Annotated in this window: 16 protein-coding genes; 6 read left to right on the top strand and 10 right to left on the bottom strand. The window is 67.0% G+C overall.

The window, feature by feature from the left end; translation table 11 throughout:
- The first annotated feature begins 13 nt into the window (after positions 1-13).
- From aztA to OVA06_RS03850, 3 genes are all read left to right on the top strand, one after another.
- Positions 14-646 carry a zinc ABC transporter ATP-binding protein AztA gene (gene aztA, locus OVA06_RS03860; protein ID WP_268156452.1) on the top strand — a complete coding sequence of 211 codons (633 nt, stop codon included), beginning with the start codon at positions 14-16 and terminating at the stop codon, positions 644-646.
- Positions 647-818: 172 nt separating this feature from the next.
- On the top strand, positions 819-1,445 hold the full coding sequence (locus OVA06_RS03855; protein ID WP_268156450.1) for a hypothetical protein: 627 nt from the start codon (positions 819-821) through the stop codon (positions 1,443-1,445).
- A 75-nt stretch (positions 1,446-1,520) separates the two neighbouring features.
- On the top strand, positions 1,521-3,959 hold the full coding sequence (locus OVA06_RS03850; RefSeq protein ID WP_268156448.1) for an Ig-like domain-containing protein: 2,439 nt from the start codon (positions 1,521-1,523) through the stop codon (positions 3,957-3,959).
- 14 nt (positions 3,960-3,973) lie between these two features.
- Here the strand turns inward: OVA06_RS03850 and OVA06_RS03845 are convergent, their stop codons facing one another.
- From OVA06_RS03845 to OVA06_RS03835, 3 genes are all read right to left on the bottom strand, one after another.
- The gene (locus OVA06_RS03845; RefSeq protein WP_056075820.1) at positions 3,974-5,344 is read right to left on the bottom strand and encodes an MFS transporter; all 1,371 of its coding nucleotides are present in this window, start codon (positions 5,342-5,344) and stop codon (positions 3,974-3,976) included.
- A gap of 91 nt (positions 5,345-5,435) precedes the next feature.
- Positions 5,436-6,626, bottom strand: coding sequence for a type II toxin-antitoxin system HipA family toxin (locus OVA06_RS03840; protein WP_268156447.1), 1,191 nt, complete (start codon positions 6,624-6,626; stop codon positions 5,436-5,438).
- Complete coding sequence (locus OVA06_RS03835; RefSeq protein WP_261619929.1) at positions 6,619-6,822, bottom strand: helix-turn-helix transcriptional regulator; 204 nt, start codon at positions 6,820-6,822, stop codon at positions 6,619-6,621. The genes OVA06_RS03840 and OVA06_RS03835 overlap by 8 nt, the downstream gene beginning before the upstream one ends.
- A gap of 184 nt (positions 6,823-7,006) precedes the next feature.
- Between OVA06_RS03835 and OVA06_RS03830 the strand changes: the two genes are divergently transcribed.
- Positions 7,007-7,753 (top strand): SDR family oxidoreductase, encoded by a 747-nt coding sequence (locus tag OVA06_RS03830; protein ID WP_268156444.1) that lies wholly within the window; start codon positions 7,007-7,009, stop codon positions 7,751-7,753.
- Between the two features lie 22 nt (positions 7,754-7,775).
- Here the strand turns inward: OVA06_RS03830 and OVA06_RS03825 are convergent, their stop codons facing one another.
- Complete coding sequence (locus tag OVA06_RS03825; protein WP_268156442.1) at positions 7,776-9,044, bottom strand: glycoside hydrolase family 26 protein; 1,269 nt, start codon at positions 9,042-9,044, stop codon at positions 7,776-7,778.
- A gap of 202 nt (positions 9,045-9,246) precedes the next feature.
- Here OVA06_RS03825 and OVA06_RS03820 point away from each other — a divergent pair, with 202 nt between their 5' ends.
- A complete protein-coding gene (locus OVA06_RS03820) occupies positions 9,247-10,008 on the top strand; it encodes an ANTAR domain-containing protein (RefSeq protein ID WP_268156440.1) in 762 nt (253 codons plus the stop codon).
- A 344-nt stretch (positions 10,009-10,352) separates the two neighbouring features.
- Here OVA06_RS03820 and OVA06_RS03815 read toward each other — a convergent pair whose 3' ends face one another.
- Positions 10,353-10,490, bottom strand: a complete 138-nt coding sequence (locus OVA06_RS03815) for a hypothetical protein (RefSeq protein WP_268156438.1) — start codon at positions 10,488-10,490, stop codon at positions 10,353-10,355.
- Between the two features lie 179 nt (positions 10,491-10,669).
- On the opposite strand from OVA06_RS03815, the gene OVA06_RS03810 reads away from it, so the two are divergent.
- A complete protein-coding gene (locus tag OVA06_RS03810) occupies positions 10,670-12,346 on the top strand; it encodes a HAMP domain-containing sensor histidine kinase (protein ID WP_268156436.1) in 1,677 nt (558 codons plus the stop codon).
- 79 nt (positions 12,347-12,425) lie between these two features.
- Here the strand turns inward: OVA06_RS03810 and OVA06_RS03805 are convergent, their stop codons facing one another.
- The 5 genes from OVA06_RS03805 to OVA06_RS03785 form a co-directional block, all read right to left on the bottom strand.
- Positions 12,426-12,971 carry a YceI family protein gene (locus OVA06_RS03805; RefSeq protein ID WP_056075842.1) on the bottom strand — a complete coding sequence of 182 codons (546 nt, stop codon included), beginning with the start codon at positions 12,969-12,971 and terminating at the stop codon, positions 12,426-12,428.
- 127 nt (positions 12,972-13,098) lie between these two features.
- Entirely contained in the window at positions 13,099-14,334 is a 1,236-nt protein-coding gene (locus tag OVA06_RS03800; RefSeq protein ID WP_268156434.1) for an acyltransferase family protein, read from the bottom strand.
- 64 nt (positions 14,335-14,398) lie between these two features.
- On the bottom strand, positions 14,399-17,215 hold the full coding sequence (locus tag OVA06_RS03795) for a S8 family peptidase (RefSeq protein WP_268156432.1): 2,817 nt from the start codon (positions 17,213-17,215) through the stop codon (positions 14,399-14,401).
- 610 nt (positions 17,216-17,825) lie between these two features.
- Positions 17,826-18,044, bottom strand: coding sequence for a three-helix bundle dimerization domain-containing protein (locus OVA06_RS03790; protein WP_268156430.1), 219 nt, complete (start codon positions 18,042-18,044; stop codon positions 17,826-17,828).
- 325 nt (positions 18,045-18,369) lie between these two features.
- Entirely contained in the window at positions 18,370-18,846 is a 477-nt protein-coding gene (locus tag OVA06_RS03785) for a hypothetical protein (protein ID WP_268156428.1), read from the bottom strand.
- Positions 18,847-19,210: the final 364 nt, after the last annotated feature.

Raw genomic sequence — 19,210 nt, 5'->3', positions numbered from 1 at the left:
ATAAAGGAGCAATATGGATGCCATCAGGTTCAGCAACGTGGGGTACGCCTATCCGGACCGGCCGGTGGTGACGGGCGTCTGCCTGGCGTTCGCGCCGGGGACACATGCCGTCCTGACCGGGCGCAATGGCTCCGGAAAGTCCACACTGCTGGCCATGGCCGCCGGGATCCTGGCTCCGGACAGCGGCACCGTCACCACCCAGGCCCGGCCCGCCTACGTCATCCAGCACATCGAGGCGCCGGACACCATGCCCTGCACGGTGCGCCAGGCGGTGGAAATGGGGCGTTGGCCGCACCGCCGGGGACGCCCGCTCCGGGCCGCGGACCGCCAGGTGGTGATGGACAGCATGGAGCGGATGGGGATCACGGAGCTTGCCGGACGGCAGTTGCGCGAGCTTTCCGGCGGACAGCGGCAGCGCACGCTGATTGCCCAAGGGCTGGCGCAGCAATCCCCCATCCTCCTGCTCGATGAACCCACGGCGGGACTGGATGCCGAAGCGCACCGGCTGATCAGGGCCGCCATCAGCGATGAGCTGCGGCGCGGCACCACGGTCCTGGAGGCCAGCCATGACGCGGCGGACATCAGCCGGGCCGGCCGCGTCATCCGGCTGGAGGGCGGACGGGCAACCGAAACCACTATCCTGTGAATTTTTGTCATACAGATGACAAACCGTGATGCGTTTATGTCATGAGTGCGTAGATTTATCCTTCGGTCCTTTGTAGTCTGGTCGTGTCAGTGCTTGGGGGGCCGGCAAAATCAGGGATGAATTTGCCGGGCGGACCGGGCAGGAAACTCGGTCAAAGGCAAGGTCCCAGCGCATGAATACTCCGTCCGCACGCGTCCGCAAACTCGCAATGTTCGCCTCCGCCCCCGTCGCCATCCTGATCGCCGGAGGCATGGTGTGGCAGGGTTCCCAGGCCGCGTTTAACGCCACCACCCGCAACGCCGGCAGCTCGTGGAGCACCGGCAGCGTCACCCTCACCGACGATGACAACGGCGCCGCGGCATTCACCGTGGAAAACATCGTTCCCGGCCAAACAGGCCAGAAGTGCATCGTAGTGACATCCCGGTCCAACGTCCCCGGCGAGGTCCGCGCCTACACGCAGAACCTGGTCACCTCCAAGGGCCTGGAGAACCGCATCTACTTCGACCTGGAGCAGGGCACCGGCGGCTCGTTCAACGACTGCACCGGTTTTACCCCCACCGCCAACCAGGTGCCGGAACTTCCGCTGTCCCAGCTGGCAACGGTGAACCGGGACTTCGCCACCGGCGGCGCCCCCTGGGACACGTCCGGAACGCCCGGCGAAAACCAGAGCTACCGCGGCACCTGGCGGTTCGACACCACCGGCATGTCCCAGGACGAGGTCAACGCCCTCCAGGGTGCCCGGGTCAGCATCGACCTGGTGTGGGAGCTGCAGTCTGACAACGCCCCCACCACCCCGTAGTCCGGGCCCGGCAACAGCATCGCGGTGAAGCGGGAGAGGCCCGGGTCTTCCCCGGGTCCCTCCCGGGCAAGTGCAGTGTTTTCGGCGGACGGCTGGGGGATCTTCCTGGCCTCAGTGGCATCCCGCCTGTATCTGGGCATCCTGCTGAGCCTTGCCCTTTTTGCGGTGCTGCCGGCCCTGTTCGGCTGGCACGGCACCGTGGTGCAAAGCGGTTCGATGGAACCGCACATCTCCCCCGGCGACGTGGTGCTCGCCTCGGACCTGGACCCGGCACAGCCGGTGCCGCTGGGCCGCGTGGTGCAGTTCCGCAGCCCGGCCTCGGCCGAACCCAGCGGCGTTGAGAAGACCCGGCTGCACCGCATCGTCACGGCAAATGACGACGGAACCTACGTCACGGCCGGCGACGCAAACGCGGATGTGGACAGCACTCCCCTGACCCGCGGGCAGATCACCGGGCAGGCTCGCCTGCTGGTGCCCGGCGTCGGCCTTCCCGGCCTGTGGCTGGGCAGCGGCAATTTCCCGCCGCTGGCGCTGTGGTCCGTTGTCACCCTCGCGGCCGTGGTAGCCGCGGTCTTCGGCGGCGGCACCCGCGGTCGGGATCCCGGCCCGGGCACGTGCGGACCCGCGGAACCGGGCGGGGACGGCGACGCCGGTGGCGGAGACGGCGGCGGGCAGCCCGAAACGGACGACGACGGGCCCTCCCCCGCCGCGAAGGCCGGCACCGCCGTCGGGATCATCGCAGCCCTTTCCGTAGTGGTGGTGCTGGGCGCCAGCGTCTTCTCGTCAGCGGCGTTCACCGCCACAACGGCCAACGCTGCCAACTCGTTCGCTACCGCCGCGGACTGGTCGCCGCCCTCGGTCACCCTCGCGAACCCCGGCCCCACTGTCCGTGGCACCGTGGTCCTCACGGCCGAGGCCGCGGACCCCGAATCCGGCATCCGCACAGTCGCCATCCAGTACGCGGCCGCCGGCAGCAGCACGTGGACCACCCTCTGCACCGCTGCCTCGGCTCCCTTCTCCTGTGCCTGGAACACGGCCACGCTCCCGGACGGCCAGTACAGCCTCCGGGCCGTGGCCACGGACAACTCCGGCCTGAGCGCTGCCACCCAACCCATCAGCACCGCCGTAGCCAACGCCTTCTCCGTGGTCCTCAACGATCCCGGCGAGGTGGTCCGCGGAACCACGCCCCTCACAGCCGCCGTCAACAACCCGGGCGCCGGCCTGTACACCGTCCGCCTTGAATACTCCGCGGCAGGGGCCAACAAGTGGAGCACCCTCTGCCTGAACCTCCTGTCCCCGTACAACTGCGCCTGGACCACCACCATGTTCGCCAACGGCTCCTACGACCTGCGCGCCGTGGCCGTCTCCGGCCTGACCACCACGTATTCCGCCACGGTGGCGGACGTCCTGGTGGACAACGCGGCACCGTCCGTCACCCTGACGGACCCGGGTGCCACCATCCGCGGCACCGCCACCTTCGCGGCGACGGCTTCGGACGCCGATTCGGGTGTGGCGCAGGTGCAGTGGCAGTACCAGCGCGCGGGCACCAGCACGTGGGTTGCGATGTGCGCGGTGACTGACATTCCCTTCTCCTGCCGGTTCGATACCACCGCCCTGGCCAACGGCACCTACAACTTCAGGGCCGTAGCCACGGACGCCGCCGGCAACAGCACCGTTTCCGCTGTCGCCTCCAACCGGACCGTGGACAATACCGTGGCGTCCGTGTCCATGGAAGACCCCGGCGAGTACCTCACCGGGACCGTCCCCCTGACGGCATCGGCCAGCTCGCCGGCCGGCATTACCAGTGTGCGGATCCAGTCGGCGCCGGCCGGAACCGGCACCTGGACCACCCGGTGCACCGTCACCGCCAGCCCCTACACCTGCGGGTGGAACACCACGGCGGTGGCGGACGGGCTGTACGATTTCCGCGCCATCCTGCTCGAGCCCTCCGGCAGGGAGGCCACCTCCGCCACCATGGCCTCCCGCCGGGTGGACAACACCCCGCTGCGCGGCGCCGACGTCCAGGCAGTCAACGGCACGGGCACCGCGGGGCGCTTTGATGCCGGTGACGTGCTCACGTTCACCTACAGCCAGCAGGTCACCCTGGGCTCGGTCACAGCAGGTTGGAACGGCTCCACCCTCCCCGTGACCGTCCGCCTCCGCGATGGCAACCTGCTGGGGCTGGGAAACAGCGCCGACACCGTGGACATCCAGCGCACCGGCGGAACCGTGAACCTCGGGACCCTGAACACCAAGGGCAATTTCATCAAGAACCGCAAGACCGCCACGTTCAACGCCACCATGGCCGCCACAACGGTCACCGTGGGCGGCGTCCCCCGGACCGTGGTCACCGTGACACTGGGCACGGTGGCCGGCGGCGCGTCCTCGCTGCGCACCTACGCCACGCCTGCCGCCATGGTGTGGAGCCCGACGGCGGCCGTCACCTCACCGGCCGGCGTCGCGTCCTCCACGGCGCCCGCAACAGAGACGGGCGCGCTGGACCGGGACTTCTAGCTTCCCGCCGGACCTCAGGCCCCGGCCGTCTCCTCGGCCGGGGCCTGGGCGTAGGACGCCGACACCCGCCGGTAGACGGGAGTGAGGAAGGCCAGCAGCGCGGCCACGATCATGACGATTCCGGCCACCAGGAACACCAGGGCGATGCCCCGGGACGTCCCTTCGCCCAGCAGCGGCGCCAGCTGTGCCGCCCCTTCACCGGACCGTGCGTACGGGATGATCCAGAACTGGGCGATCGGTGCGATCAGGAAGGCCGTGATGGGGGCCGCCGCGGATTCGAAGGCCATGGCGAACCCGAACACCCGGCCCTGCTTGTTGAGCGGAACAACCCGTTGGATCACGGTCTGCTCGGCGGCCTCGACGCAGGGCACCAGTGCCAGGTACAGCCAGATTCCCACCACGTACAGCCAGGCCCATTCCCGGATAGTGAACAGGGCCCCGAGCGCACCCATGATGGCGACGGCGATCAGCAGGGTCCGCAGCGGATTGGCGCCGAGGCCGAACTTGCCGATCAGGGCACCACCCACAATGAATCCGGTGGAGCCCACGGCGAAGAACACGCCCCACAGCTCCACGGGGAACATCTCGAGCCCGTACGGGTCCATCAGGGCCATGTAGACGCCGCCGATGAAGTTGTTGAACGTGGAGAAGATGATCAGTGCGAACAACCCGGCAACGGCCAGCACGGCGGCTATGGAGCCGCGGAGGTCGAAGCCGCCCTGGGCGTCGCTGGCTGCCACATTGGTTTCCTCGGGCAGGCGCAGGGTCAGCAGGTGCAGGAAAGCCAGGGCGGTAAGGACCACGGCGATGGCAATGGTCCAGCCCATGCCCAGGAGTCCCACGGACAGCCCGGACAGTACCGACGTCACGATGAAGGCAAGTCCCTGGACCATCCCCACCATCCCGTTGGCGTTGGCGCGCCGGTCCGGCTCGATGAGGATGGTGACGGTGGTGGACAGGGCCACGTTGCGCATGTTCTCCACCACCGCGCCCACCAGGATGATCAGCGTGAAGACCCAGAACCAGGGCTGACCGAGGTCCAGCAGGCCGGCGCCGGGTGTCAGCAGGAACATCACGCCGGACAGCACGAACATCACCAGGGTGAAGGCGGCGGCGAACCGCATGATGGCCAGCTTCCGGTAGCGGTCCACGAAGGTGCCGAAGCTGATGCTGGAGAGGGCGATCAGCAGCATGTAGGCGCCGCCCACCACACCCGTGGCGATCACGTTGCGGGTTTCCAGATAGACCCAGAACGTGAGGGCAAACCAGAGGTAACTGGTGGTGATGTTGGCCAGTGCCGTGTTGATCAGGATCCCCGCGAAGGTGCGCGAACGCTCCGCAGGGGTTCGTAGGGACGTGTCGACTGCAGCTTCCTGCCCGGACATGGGTCCCAGTCTACTGAGAACCCGCTGCCGCGGACATGGCTGCCCCTCCCCTGCCTTGCGGGGCTCCATTGCTCCAGGCACCGGCGCCCATTCAGGCCGCCAGTTCGCTGCGGCGGAAGCGCAGCTCGCGCAGGGCGCCGTTCAGTGGCGATCCGGAGAAGGGCAGAGCCTCCAGGTTGACTCCTTCAGCCGCCCCGAGGGCCATCTGGTTCGCGGACTTCGCAGCGCGTGCAGGGAGCCCGATGTCGGCTGCGAACTGCTCCCAGTGCCGGGCTTTGAGGTTCCTGACCCGGCCGCCGATGGGCAGGGCCAGGGTGTCGTCGCCGTACACCAGAGTGCAGGGAACGTCGTAGACGGGCGACACAGCCCACGCTCCGGTTTCCCCTTGGAGGACTGACATGTTTTTGGCATGCAGGTCGCCGTTGCCGGTCAGCCAGGCGAAGACGCATTGCAGGTACAGGTTCCGGACGGCAACAGCCTTGGCCTTGCACACGCCGGTCAGCGCCAGGATGGCGTCTTCGGCACTGACGGCATACTTGGACGACGGCGGCAGGTTGAGGACCTGGGCAGCATCCTCGAGTGCCAGGCGGGCCAGGCCATCCTTTCCGGTCCGGTCGAAGCGCTCCACCAGCAGGCCCTGTAATCCGTTCCGGTCCGTGACAACGGTGCCCTTTGCCACGGGGATCCGCAGGGCCCTGGCCGCGGCAAGGTGTGCGGCCTCGTTGGCCACGAGGTGCCGGTGGCGGGGCGGGTCCAGCTTGAGCAGGTAGCGGCGGCCCGCGAGGGAAAGAGGGGTGGTCAGCATCGATGCGCTGGCCTTGGCCTGGACCCCTGGAAGACCGTGCGGATCGACGGCGTCCGCGAGCGCGGCAAAGTCAAGTGCCTCCGGATGCGATGCTTCCGCCAGTGCCGGAGGTTCCACTGGGTCCTGGCCGGCGGCGACCACCTGGACGTCGCCCGGGGTGTCGGAACCAACCGCCAGGAGCAGGCTGAGTTCGTCCCCAAGGCTGGTTTTGATGGCGTCCTTGAGTACGGTCAGGCGGTGGCCTTCGGGCAGCAGGCCGGCGAAGAATGCGGGAACAGCGCCGCTCGGCGCTTCAACGGGTGCGTCCGTCAGCGGCAGTGAGTGGGATACGGCAGCCCCGCCCGCGGCCAGGTACGCGGGGGTGTAGGTGAAGACGATCCCGCCGTTGACGCCGCGGTTCAGCTGTCCCGCAAGTACCCCGGCTTTGTAGACGTCCGCTTGGGCGACGAATTTGAGGCGCGCCAAGTCCTCAGTCATCGGCGGTCCTGAGGTGCAGCCCCACCGCGTTGGCCGCTGCGACGACGGTGGTCAGGGACGGATTGCCCGACCCCGTTTCGATGGCGTGAATGGTGCGGGGTGAGGTTCCGATCAGGTCGGCCAGCGTGCCCTGCGTGATTCCCGCTTCTTTTCGGGCGCGCCGGATGCCGGCACCTATGGCTGCCACATCCTCCACACTGGACCCCTTCGGAAATATATTGCAGATCAATGATCCTGCCAGACAAATTCTGACTCACTAGCGTGTATTCCGCAAGATATTGCCGATTTCTTCCTTCGCCGCCGCGGACGCACCTGACCTAACGTGCCATCGGCAATATCCTTCCGATTCTCCACCACAGATCAGACATAGGATTGCTGCCATGAGGATTGCCGTTGCCGGTGGGACCGGGACCGTGGGCCGCCATGTGGTGGACGTCGCCAAGCAGCGCGGGCACGGGGTGGTGAGCCTGAGCCGTGCCGGTGGAGTGGATTTGGCAACCGGCCGCGGCCTGGATGAAGCCCTGGCCGGCATCGACACGGTGATCGACGTTGCCGGCATCAACAGCACGGCCACCAAGAAGGCAGTGGACTACTTCACGAACGCCTCACAGAACCTGCTGGCCGCGGAAGAGAAAGCCGGAGTGAAGCACCACGTGGTGTTGTCGATCGCAGGCATCGATAATGCACGCTCCGGCCTCTACGCCGGGAAGCTGGTGCAGGAGGACACTGTCCGGCATGGGGACGTGCCATGGACCATCCTTCGTTCCACCCAGTTCCACGAGTTCGTGCCGCTGGTGGTGAAGGTTGCCTCGGCAGGGCCGGTGGTGGTGGTCCCGAAGATGTTCACCGCCCCGGTGGCAGCCCGCGAGGTGGCCGAGGCCCTGGTGGACGCGGCTGAGGCCGGCCCGCGCGGGCGGCTCCCCGATCTCGGCGGCCCGCGCACCGAGCAGCTCGCCGGCCTGGTGCGGAGCTACCTGCAAAAGACCGGCCAGCGCAAAAAGGTGGTGGAGGCTCCCTTTCCCGGCCCCATGGGCAAGGCGATGCGCAGCGGTGCGCTGATCCCGGCGGCGGGCGCCGCCGTCGGACGCCAGACGTTTCAGGAGTGGCTGGACGGGCTGCCCCGCTGACAGCGCACCTGCCCAGGCCGGGTCAGCCCGGTTGGCAGGACTGGGCGGGCCCGTAACGGAACCAGTCCGGCAGGGCGGCGGTAAAGGCATCCCGGACGGCCGGCGTATTGGTGACAGTCCAGTCCACGCGCCCCTTGACCTCCACCTCGTTCTTGTCCCATTCGAACCAGTTGATCATCTTCAGCTGCGGGAATTCGGTGGCCAGGTCCGGGCTGAACAGCTGCTCCCACCAGGCACGCTTGATGTCCAACTCGGCCGCACCGCCGGCGCCGGGAGCGAACAGTGCCGCGGATTCGGGGATGGCCACGGGTTTGCCGTGCTCCTGCCCATAGACGTGGTAGAAATCCGTCAGCAGGCTGTCGTCACCGTTGGCGCCCACGTAGTTGCCGGTGAGCTGGTCCGTGAACTTGTTGGCCTCGGGCAGTTCGTTCTCGCCCCACGGATACTTTGCGCCCCAGTGGTAAAGGGACATGCCCACCCAGTCCACAGCGTCGTCGCCCGGGTAGTACGGTGCGTAGGAATCGTCCGCCATGGTGACGGTGCCGTCGCCGTCAGTGTCCAGGGCGGCGAAGTCCGCGGTGTCCCGCTTGGCCTCGTACTGGCCGCCGGCGAACGGGTAGCCGCCGCCGTAGTTGGGCGCCCACATCATCGAGGAGCCCGGCGCCGTCGCATGGATGGCCTTTGCCATCCGGGTGAACGCGTCCACGTACGCAGCGGGCTGCTGGGACCACGGGTACCAGGAGCCGTTCATTTCATGGGCGAACCGGACCATCACGGGAACGCCGTCGTCGTTGAACGATGCCAGGTCTGCCGCGAGCGCGGCAACGGCCTCGTCTGTGACGGCGCCCAGGCCCTGCATGGGTTCAAGGGTGAGCAGCATGGTCTGGCCGTCGGCGCGGATCTGGCTGACCGCCTGGTCCAGGTGCGCCTTCTCCTCGGCCGTGTACGGGAATCCCGCGAAGGACACACTGACGGCAGGTTTGTGGCCCAAGTCGGCGGCGTACTGGGACAGGGGCTTGGCGTTCAGGTCCAGGTTCACGCCAAAGAGCGCGCCCGACGCCGACACCTGGCTCTTGCGGTCCGGCACCTCGCAGCGCGGCAGGGAGGGGGTGGCCTGGGCAGCGTTGTCCCGGTCCGCCTGGTCACGGGAGGCGAGCCCGTTGGCGATGCTGGCAATGCCGATGCCGGCCGCTGCCACGGCGATCACCACGGGCAGGGCGAAGTCTTTGAGCGATGAGGGCCTGAACCGGCGCCGGGCGGGGTCCTTGGATGGGGTTTCTTCACCGGACATGAAGGGGTGGGCCGCCTTTCTGACCTGCGGTTTTACCCCCATCCTAGGGGCTGGCCCGGCAACCTGCCCGTCAAACAGGTGGTGCGGGACGGCAACGCGGCGAAAGTAGAGTACCCACTACTCGTGTTCCCTTTACCGGCGCCGCCTACATTCGAGGGAAGCCGCACATCACCGCGCGGCACGGAGCGTATTGGGGGAACAGGTGACAGCACAACCGGCAGTTGGCAGCAGGCGCATGGACCGGCCGGGGTTCCTGCTGGACCTGATCAGCGGCGCGGACACTGACCTGGAGTCCGTACAGCGGCTGGCGGACAGCGCCGCTGTGGCACTCGCAGGATCAGCAGGAGTGCCGGTGGACGCCGCCGCAACCCTGACGCGGGCAGGAAACCTGCCCGCCACGGCCGGCAGCGCCACCCTTGCCTACAACGTGGCGTCGTCCGAAGACAGGTACAGCGACGGGCCCATGGCGCAGGCCGCCGCCTCCGCCGCGTCGGTCCAGGTCACGGGGGACAACTCATCGCAACGGTGGGAAGCGTACCGCCGCCGGCTGGTTGGCGCCGGATATGGAACGGCCCTTGCCGTTCCGCTCGCCCTGGATCCCCGGTCGTCCTGCGCACTGGTGTTCCTTGGTCCCGCAGGGTTCGAATTCACGCCGGAGCTGGTGGGCGAGGCCACCTGGTTTGCCGCCGTCGCGTCGCAAAGCATGAAGCTGGCCCTAGAGGTGCGCAGTGTGCGGTCCGCCGGTGACAACCTCAAGGCGGTGTTGGAGAGCCGGACCTCCATTGATGTTGCGTGCGGCGTGATCATGGCGCAGAACCGCTGTTCCTATACGGACGCGTTCGGCAAGCTGGCCGGCGTCTCGCGGCAGCGGAACCTCAAGGTGCGCAGCGTTGCGGAGAACGTCCTCAAGGCGCTGCCCAGCGGGTCGCCGGCCACCCGGTTCGAGCCGCCCGCGCTGGCGTAGGGGGACGGAACTTCACATCTAGTGCCGGGCTTTGGCCCGGATGACTCCGGCGGCCAAAAGCCCCACGGCGCCGAGTAAGGCCAGCATGCCGCCAAGTGCTGCAACGTATTCGGTGATGCTCATCGCGTCCACTCCCTTTCCGAACTGCCTGATGAGCCCAACGTACGCGTCAACAGTCAAGGTTCCCCGAAGGATCGCCCGCGGGTTGGGTCAAGATTGGTGCAGACCAGAAGGCCTGGCTGCCCGCTGACGCACTGCATGCCTCGCAACGGCCCACAAACTGGTGCGGGCAATCCAGGTCCTGGCCGTCGGATGACGGCAGCCTCACACGCATGGCGGACCGCCTAACCCGCAACCGCGAACATGGCGATCCCCACAGCCACCAGCAGGACTATGCCGAGGAACACGAATCCCTGGGCGGTTCCCTTGGCGGCACCGGGCATCCGGCGGCGGCCACGCTTCCTAACAATTATTTCAGCCATGCACCGAATGTACGGTCCGGCAATCCCCCGCACACGAGAAGTGCGTACTTGTCTTGGTTGATTCCACTACTCGATTTAGCACCTGCCTGTCGCCGTCATGCCGGGTGCCCGCAGCTGAAACATCCAGCCGGGAGCGCGAATCAGACAGTATGCTTCAACAACGTTGACGTAACCGGGGCATGGCTGGGGGCACGATGCTGTTCGACTGGGGAGCCCGCTACTTCCGCACGCTCGGGAGGAGGGGCCGCACGGTCCTGTTCCAGTTGCCGCTGACCGGCACCATGCTGCTGGTCATCCTCCTGGCATCGGTCCTGCACCCGGACCTTAAGTGGTCCGCGGCATTCGTTTCCTCCCTGGCTTTCCACGCCGTCCTGCTGGCCGCGTGCGCCGCCATCCCCTGGGACCGGCTGCCGGAGCGGGCGGTCCTCGCCATCCCCGTGCTGGACTGCCTGGCCGTCGGGTTGTCACGGGAAGCCGGCGACCAGTACTTGTCCGTGCTGAGCTTCCTGCTCGTATTCCCGGTGGTCTGGCTGTCCCATGGCCCGCGCCGCGGCGGCGTGACTCTGGCGGTAATCGCGGCCATCCTCAGTGTGGCCCTCCCGCCCATGATTCTCGGTTCGGGCTTCACCAGCGCTTCGTTTATCCGTGCGGTGCTGCTGCCGGTCATCCTGGGCGCCATCGCGTTCACCACGTTCGGCGTGGCCAACGCCCTGCGCCTGCAACGGCACCGGCTGGAAGAACGGGAGGCGGAGGTCAGGGAACTCCTCGCGGCCAGTGAGGACCGGGAACAGCTGCTGGGCACCGTGATGGACACCGTCAGCGTGGACGTGTGGGCGCTTGACCGGGAGGGGCGGACCATCCTCACCAACCGCCACCACGGCAGCTCGCCCGGCGGGGCGGCCCAGCAGGAGCCCGCCCCCGCGGAGGCGGACAGGCTCGTCTTCGGGATCGACCGTAAGGAACTCCTGCCGCCTGAACAGCACCCCCGGGCACGCGCGGCGCAGGGGCAGTCCTTCACCGACGAGCTCGTATGGATCGGCACGGCCAACAGCCAGCGTGCCTACTCTGCCACGTGCCGCCTCATCCCGGGCTCCGACGGCCGGCAGGTGGGTGCTGTCCTGGCCCTCACGGACGTCACCGCCCTGGTGGAGGCCCTTTCGGCCAAGGACCAGTTCGTGGCCAGCGTCTCCCACGAACTGCGCACGCCGCTGACCTCGATCCTGGGCTACCTGTCCATCGCCATGGACGAGGAGGGGCTGGACCCGGAACTGGAGCACTGCCTGGAAGTGGCCAAGCGCAACGCCGAGCGCCTGCTGAACCTGGTGGCGGACCTGCTGACCATCGCGTCCGGCACGCTCACCGTCCGGCCACGGCCGGCGGATCTGGCGGAGGTTGCCGCGCAGAGTGTGGACGCCGCACAGCCGCGGGCCGCCTCCGGCGGAGTCACGCTCAGCCTGGAAACCGAGGGGCCCGCACCGGGCCGCTTCGACCCGGACCGGCTGGGCCAGGCCATCGACAACCTGGTCTCGAACGCCATCAAATACACACCGAAGGGCGGCACGGTGACAGTGCGCGTGCGCAGCGAGAACGGCTACCTGGTGTGCGAGGTGGCTGATACCGGCGTTGGCATGACGGATGAGGACCTGGCGAACGCGTTCACGCGCTTCTTCCGGACGGCCAGCGCCCACTCGTCAGCGATTCCGGGCGCGGGCCTCGGCCTCGCCATCACCCGGTCCATCATCGAGAACCACCGCGGCAGCGTCACGCTGGCCAGCCGCCACGGCCAGGGGACCACGGCAAAACTGACTCTGCCGGAGTCGCACGCGGTGGAAGGATCCCCCGCCGGCACGAGGTAGCAAAAGCCAGGCACGGGAGAGGCCGGGCACCCGGAATAAAACCCGGCACCCGGCCTGTAGCCGAAACAGCGCTGCAGCGTCAGCCCTGCTTAACGAGGGCAGCCTCTAGGTTGATCTTCACCTTGTCGCTGACCAGCACTCCCCCGGCTTCCAGCGCGGCGTTCCACGTCAGGCCGAAGGCCTTGCGGCTGATCTCGGTTTCGGCGGAGAAACCGGCCCGCGTGGCCCCGAACGGGTCCACGGCCACGCCGGTGAATTCAACCTCCAGTTCCACGGGCTGGGTGACGCCCTTGATGGTGAGGTCACCGGTGAGGGTGTAGTCCTCGCCGTCGCCCGTGATGGACGTGCCGCGGAAGGTCATCTCCGGGTACTTTTCGACGTCGAAGAAGTCCTCGCCCTTGACGTGGCCGTCGCGGTTGGCGTCGCCCGAGTCGAAGCTGGCGGTGGCCACTGTTGCGCGCAGGCTGGAGTCCTGCAGGGAGTCACCAACCCGGGCTTCGGCCTCGGCCTGGGTGAAACGGCCGCGGACTTTGCTGATGCCTGCGTGCCGGACACTGAACCCGATCTCGCTGTGGGACATGTCCAGGGTCCACGTCCCGGGGGTCAGTTCCTGGGGAAGAGTCATGGCCAATCTCCTCTTGTTCGAAGGTCTGCGGGCACGGGCAGCCCGCCGCCGGCGTGTGCCGTCGTGGCCAGCCTATTCCCCGCAGCGCCGCCTGGGCAGGGCCGATGGGCCATAGTTCATCTGCCGGCTACCGGGCGGTCACCAGTTCGCGCGCCTTCCCGGCAGCAGGCGTGGGCGCAGGGCGTACGACGGCGGGCTCCAGCCTTTGGTTTGCCCAGCGGCGGATGGGTGCCTCCACCAGCCGCGAGGAGGCGAACGCCAGCACCACGGTGAGGACGGCCGCCAGCCCGACGCGGAGGGACAGCGACGGCACGAGGGGCAGCAGCAGGAGGTAGACGGGAATGTGCCAGAGGTACATGCCGTACGAAAGTTCGCGGCCGGGCCAGGCAAGCCAGGGGTGGCTGAGGACCCGGCCCAGGAAGCCGGCCGGCTGCAGGACCAGTGAGCCGATCAGCACCGCTGCCAGCAGCGAGAGGGTGGTGGGACCCGCGGTCCAGAACACGGTGAACCAGGTGCCGGGCGTGTCCGGTTCCTTGAGCAGGAACAGCGCTGCCACCAGCACCGTCCCCGCGGCCGGGGCACCCCAGCGCGCTGCGGATACCAGGGCGGCGTGCACCCGTGAGCCGTTGCGGACGGCGGTGAACAGCAGGGCGAGGGCGCAGCCGATCAGCAGTTCGTCGGCCCGGGTGTCCGGCCCGTTGTAGAGCCGGTTCAGCGGCGCGCCGGACGTCACCAGGGCGAAGCGTTCCAGCACGAAGGCGGCGGCGAGTCCGGCCGTGCCCCACGCGGCGGTCCGCAGCTTGCAGTACCGCAGCATGACCAGGAGGAGCACCGGCCACACCAGGTAGAACTGTTCCTCGACGGCGAGCGTCCAGGTGGGGCCGAGCGTCTCACCCGCCATCGAGTCGCCGAACGCTCCCACGTGCGCGAAGTTCATGACGTAGGCGGCGGCGGGAAGGATGAATCCTGCCTGGCCACCCCAGCCGGAAGCGGGGAAGACGAAGCCGACGACGGTGATCACCGCGCACAGTGCCAGCAGCGCAGGCCACAGCCGGGCCAGGCGTTTGGCGTAGAAAATGCCCATGCGGACGCGGCCCGTCGCGAGCCGCTCCTTCATGATCAACAGCGTGATGACGAAGCCGCTGAGGGTGAAGAAAACGTCTACGCCGATGAAGCCGCCCGGCATCTGGGCGGTGAGGGTATGGAAGAAGAACACACCCACAACGGCCACCGTACGGAGGCCGTCCAGGGAGTGCTTCCGCCCTGAGATGATGCTTGTTTGGTGCCCTGTTTTGTGCGCTGTTTTATGCGCGGACGCGCCCTCCGCAACCGACAAATTTCCACTGCTTGACCTAAGAACCACCGAGCAAGCATATATAACGTTTCGGTAACTAGGCTAAACGGAGGCTGGGAAAAGCCTCCATTTATCACCCCGGAAGGAAGTAACCGGAGACGTCCGCGATCAGGTGCGTGACCCCCGCCGAGCGGTTGAACAGGGCCACTCTTCCGAACTGGCCAAGCGGGGTGGTTACCGAGTTTGCGACGATCTGGCCCTTGTCGAAGTTGACGCTCGAGATATCGGGACGGGTTGCCGCCATCGGGTATGCGGTGGCAAAACCGTTCGACGTCGCCTGGGCCACGGTGAGGTTCAGCACCATCGCGGGGGCACCTTCGGGAATGCCGTGTTCCCGGGCAGCCTGGAAGGACGTTGCCTGGTCCGGAGCGAGCGGGTATCCCGAGCGGGTGTCCAGGAAGCGCGTCGGGGCGGCCAGCGGCTGGAAGGTGCCACCCGCCGTCGGGGTTCCTGACAGGTAGTAGCCGGAGACATCCGCGATCAGGTGGGTGGCCCCGTTGGAGCGGTTGTAGAGCATCACCTTCCCGTCCGGCCCCACCGGGACGGTCACGGAGTTGGGGATGATCTGCCCGGCAGCAAAGTTGATGTTGGAGGCGTCCGGACGGTTGACCCCTGAGGGATACGCGGTGATGAAGCCGTTGGATTTCGCTTCCGCCACCGTCAGGTTCAACACGACGGCTGAGACGGCGGCTGGCAAGTCGTGGGCGCCGGCTACCTGGAACGCCCGGGCAGTATCGGGTGCGACGACTGTGGTGCTGCGTGTGTCCAGGAACCGCTTGGGGTCAATTGACTTGAAAGCGCCAGCCTCTTTCACCTCGCCCTCGCGGTAGTAGCCCGAAATGTCGGCGAGGAGGTGGGTGGCTCCTGTGGACCTATTGAAGAGCGTCACCTTGCCGTCCGCGCCCACCGGAACGGTGACGGAGTTGGCCACAATCTGGCCCTTGTCGAAGTTCACGTTGGAAGCATCCGGACGCGTGGTCCCGGAGGCGTAGGCGGTCACGAAGCCGAAGGACCGGGCTTCGGCCACTGTGAGGTTGAAGACCACTGCGGACACCTTGGACGGAATGCCGCCGCGGCCCGCCACTTGGAAGGAAACGGTGGAGTCTTTGGCCACGATGGAGCTGGTCCGGGTATCCAGGGCACGGAACGGGGTGACGGTGATCAGCGAGCCCGCCACAGGCGAGTACGTGGCAGCGAATTTGTAGGTCCACCGGGCTGTTGCACTGGCCCACAGCGAGAAACCGGGAAGGGCCCGTGCTGAGACAGTCACGGTTCCGGAGCCGGGGTGGGGCCCGGCGGCCAGCACGGTGCCGTCGCGCACGTACTCCACGCCCCGTGACGACGGAACAATCACGGTGTCGTCAGCCGTGCCGTCCTTGTCCGAGAATGTCACCGCTGCGGGAGTGACGGTATTGGCGGGCAGGTCGGCGGCTGTGATGGCAAGGGCCTTGGCGGCATCGGCCAGGCCAGCACCGCAGCCTACGGGGCAGCCGCTTCCCTGAAGGGGCCGGGCCGTGGCTTTTAGCCTCGCTTTGACCATGTCGGGCGTGTAGCCCTTGCCAACCTCGACCATAAGCATGGCCGCGATAGCCGAAACGTGAGGAGCGGCCATGGAGGTGCCCTGCAGCAGTTCGTAGGCTTCGCCTTCAGGCACGGTGGATCCGAAGTTCGACGTGGAGACGATTCCGTCCCAGGCGTCCGCCGTCATGTCGCCGCCGGGTGCGGTGATATCGACGGCCGCCCCATAATTGGAATAGGGGGCGCGGCTTCCGTCGGGTCCGGCTGCGGCCACGGTGATGACGTTCTGGCAGTTGGCTGGGCTCATTTCAGCGGCCGGGCGGGCGGAGTTGCCGGCTGCCACCACCACTGCCGTGCCGGCATCATGGGCAAAGTTGATGGCGTTCTGCTCGGTGACGGAGCAGGCGGAGATTCCACCAAGGCTAAGGTTCACCACGTTGGCGCGGTTCGGGTTGGCCGGGACGCCGGCCACTGTGCCGCCCGCAGCCCAAATGATCGAGTCGGCCACGTCCGAGATGTAGCCGCCGCAGGGGCCAATCGCGCGGATAGGCAGGATCTTGGCGGCGGGAGCGGCGCCGATGATGCCGTCGCTGTTGGCGACCGCCGCAATAATTCCGGCCACGTGGGTGCCGTGCCAGGAGGAGCGCGACGCCGGGGAGCCGGCTTCGCACTGGCCGTCGCCGGCCCAGTCGCCCTGGTCCTGCGGGTTGGCATCGCGTCCGTCGCCGTCGCGGGCCCACTCCGGGTTGGACATCATGTCGTAACCCGCGAGGACGTTGGGGGCCAGGTCCGAATGATAGGTAATGCCGCTGTCCACTACGGCCACCACGGCGCCTTCGCCGCGGTTGTGGTCCCAGGCGCCGGACACCCGGATGCCGGACGGGTCGTACCAAAGACCCCACTGGGACCCGTAGCCGGGATCGTTGGGGTCCGCCGCGGTGGCCTGGACGATGGTGTCCGGCTCGGCGTAGGCCACGTCAGGGCTGGAGCGGAGTGCCGCAAGGAACGTGTCAGCGTCGGCGCCCTGAAGTGATTTGCCGGTCTTCACCACCTGCGCACCGGTTGCGGTGGCCCGTACGTACTGGGCGGCAGTGCCCACGCGGCCTGCAGCTGACCGTGCTGCCTGGGCTGTCACGGCTGCTTCGGAAGCAATGTTTCCGCGGCTCTTGAGGCCCACAATGAACTGGTCAGTTGGGGCCTGTGTTGAAGCGGCCCGGGGACTCGGGTCCCTCATGGTCAGCTCGGCTGCCGTGGGCTGCTTGGTGGTCTGCGGTGGCTCGGTGGCTTGGGCGGGAAGGGCCGTCAGGGCAGCACCGGCGAGTACGGTGACCAGCGTGAGGGCAGCGGCAGCAAAGGGCCGGGGGTTGAACATGGGCGGGCATCCTTGAGACGGGCGCGGGCCACGAACAAGGGGGCCTGGCGCGGACAGCCGGGAATCACCAGCTGACCCCCGCCCTGATTATAACCATCGAGTTGACGATTGGAAGTCTTGCCGGCAGTCAGGCTTCGCCCGGGCCAGGCTCGAAAGGTCCGCCGGAGTGGTCTCTCTCAGCCAGAGTGCCCGCCCGACGAGCCATGTGGGGGTCAACCTTGCCGCATCTCACGCAGTGCCGGCGGAAACCGCCATCCGTGTCCGTGTCCACGTCCGCCAGCCAGTGATGCCCCAGATTCAGCCTGCACATAAGTGCCCGCAACATAGCCCGCCCCGTCCCTACGGGCCTTGCCAGCCGGCGGGAGCGTGTGTCCAGCTTCCGCCCCAGTCGTCGATCCTCCGGCATCTCGCGCACCGTCTGTAGCGGCGGCCGTCCTCAGCGTGTTCCACGTGCCAGGCATGGCGGATGTTCAGCTTGCACAACAGGGCCCACAGCACAGCTTCTCCTCCCGCAGGATTCCGGCGTCCGCCCCTGCTCACATTATGTTCGCAAGGGGGGCTCGGAAACAGAGTCCCCGATACGCAGGAGTTGTCCGTCCCCTAGGGCCGGCTACCGGCTCAGGGTGTGCAGGCGGTCCCGTGCCGCGTGCTCCACGAGGATGGGCACGAAGTCCCGGACCCTGCCCCGGTCCAGTGAACGGTGCTCCTCCTGGACCACGTCCTCGATCACTCGCCGGGACACGCCCGGATGCCGTTTGGCAAGCCGGTCCACTACCGCGGACAGTGCCCGCACCTCTTCGCTGACGCCCATCGGCACAGGATCCGGCATCTGCAGTGGCGGTTCAAGACTTGACTTATCCCGGGTGTGCTCAGAACCAGGGCCGGATCAATACGGCGTTCCGTGCCGGGAGTTCGACTCTCACCCATCCGCAATGAGCCGCCCCCGCCCAAGTTCGATTCCCAAATTCAATGTCGACCGCAAATTCGAACTCGATCCGCAGATAGCCGTTGCGTCAGCGAATGTGCGCCTCGAAAATGCAAATGCGAGTCGCCGCGGGCTGACTGGCCCAACGGCCCGAAACAACGGAAGACGTACGACGGCGAACCCGGCCACCGTCGCACGTCTTCCCGCTTTTTCGCGTTGACCGGAGAATCTAAGCCAGCAGTGCGCAGATGTCGGTTACGTCGCCGGTGCCGCTGAAGACCCGGGCTTCAGATCCGTCAGGTTTCAGGGCGAAGGTGAAGTTGCCTTCCAGCAGGAAGATGCCGGGCCGCGCCGATTTTGCCTCGCGCGCGTTCAGCACGATGTTCAGTCCGTTTACCGTGATTTCGGTGGTGCCGTCGGCCTGTACTGTCCCGTGCGTAGTACCGGTGATCAGGAACGATGCTTCTTCTCCTGTCTTGAGGTTCGTAATGGTGACCCTCTGCCCGGGGGAAGCAACCGTAAAGCGGTCCCCAGGGAGTACCAGGACATTTGATTTGCCGGAGACCGTCAGCTGAACTGCGTACTTGCACAGCTGGTTTGCCTTGAAGGTCAGGACTTGGGACGCGTCAGTCGGGGCAGCAGCCGCAGGGCTCATCCCGGCAATTACGGCAAACAGCAGGGCACACAAAACCATCAGCTTCTTCATCAGAAACTCCTTTTCAAATTCAGTCTCGCGCGCAGGCCTGAAAGGAATCGTGGGGATGCGCGCAAGGGAGGGTGCTGGATACTCGTCGTTGAATGTGCAGCATCGGCGGACGTTCCATGAGGACCACTCCGCGGACGGACTGCGGGGTCGGCGCATAGCACGTACGTCCCGCAAACATCTCTTACTCGTAAGTAAGTTCGGCTGTGCATCGTCTGATCGCGATGACTGGTGGCAGGATATTAGCCCGCGATTTCCCGGCACGTGAAGCACGGAATTGGAAAATGGGGGAAATTGCGACCCGCAAGGGGGCTACCCACTCGCCAGTCGATCGCCCGTGACGCCCCGTCCCCGCCCCAATCTCGAT

Source organism: Pseudarthrobacter sp. SL88, from assembly GCF_026672455.1.
In the GTDB taxonomy this organism is placed as follows: domain Bacteria; phylum Actinomycetota; class Actinomycetes; order Actinomycetales; family Micrococcaceae; genus Arthrobacter.
The sequence above is the reverse complement of the archived record's forward strand: the minus strand, read 5'-3'. Positions and strand labels throughout refer to the sequence as shown.

Coding starts and splice junctions, on each gene's coding strand:
- aztA (WP_268156452.1), top strand. CDS start 14: ATGGATGCCATCAGGTTCAGCAACGTGGGGTACGCCTATCCGGACCGG.
- OVA06_RS03855 (WP_268156450.1), top strand. CDS start 819: ATGAATACTCCGTCCGCACGCGTCCGCAAACTCGCAATGTTCGCCTCC.
- OVA06_RS03845 (WP_056075820.1), bottom strand. CDS start 5,344: ATGTCCGGGCAGGAAGCTGCAGTCGACACGTCCCTACGAACCCCTGCG.
- OVA06_RS03840 (WP_268156447.1), bottom strand. CDS start 6,626: ATGACTGAGGACTTGGCGCGCCTCAAATTCGTCGCCCAAGCGGACGTC.
- OVA06_RS03830 (WP_268156444.1), top strand. CDS start 7,007: ATGAGGATTGCCGTTGCCGGTGGGACCGGGACCGTGGGCCGCCATGTG.
- OVA06_RS03825 (WP_268156442.1), bottom strand. CDS start 9,044: ATGTCCGGTGAAGAAACCCCATCCAAGGACCCCGCCCGGCGCCGGTTC.
- OVA06_RS03815 (WP_268156438.1), bottom strand. CDS start 10,490: ATGGCTGAAATAATTGTTAGGAAGCGTGGCCGCCGCCGGATGCCCGGT.
- OVA06_RS03810 (WP_268156436.1), top strand. CDS start 10,670: ATGGCTGGGGGCACGATGCTGTTCGACTGGGGAGCCCGCTACTTCCGC.
- OVA06_RS03805 (WP_056075842.1), bottom strand. CDS start 12,971: ATGACTCTTCCCCAGGAACTGACCCCCGGGACGTGGACCCTGGACATG.
- OVA06_RS03795 (WP_268156432.1), bottom strand. CDS start 17,215: ATGTTCAACCCCCGGCCCTTTGCTGCCGCTGCCCTCACGCTGGTCACC.
- OVA06_RS03790 (WP_268156430.1), bottom strand. CDS start 18,044: ATGCCGGATCCTGTGCCGATGGGCGTCAGCGAAGAGGTGCGGGCACTG.
- OVA06_RS03785 (WP_268156428.1), bottom strand. CDS start 18,846: ATGAAGAAGCTGATGGTTTTGTGTGCCCTGCTGTTTGCCGTAATTGCC.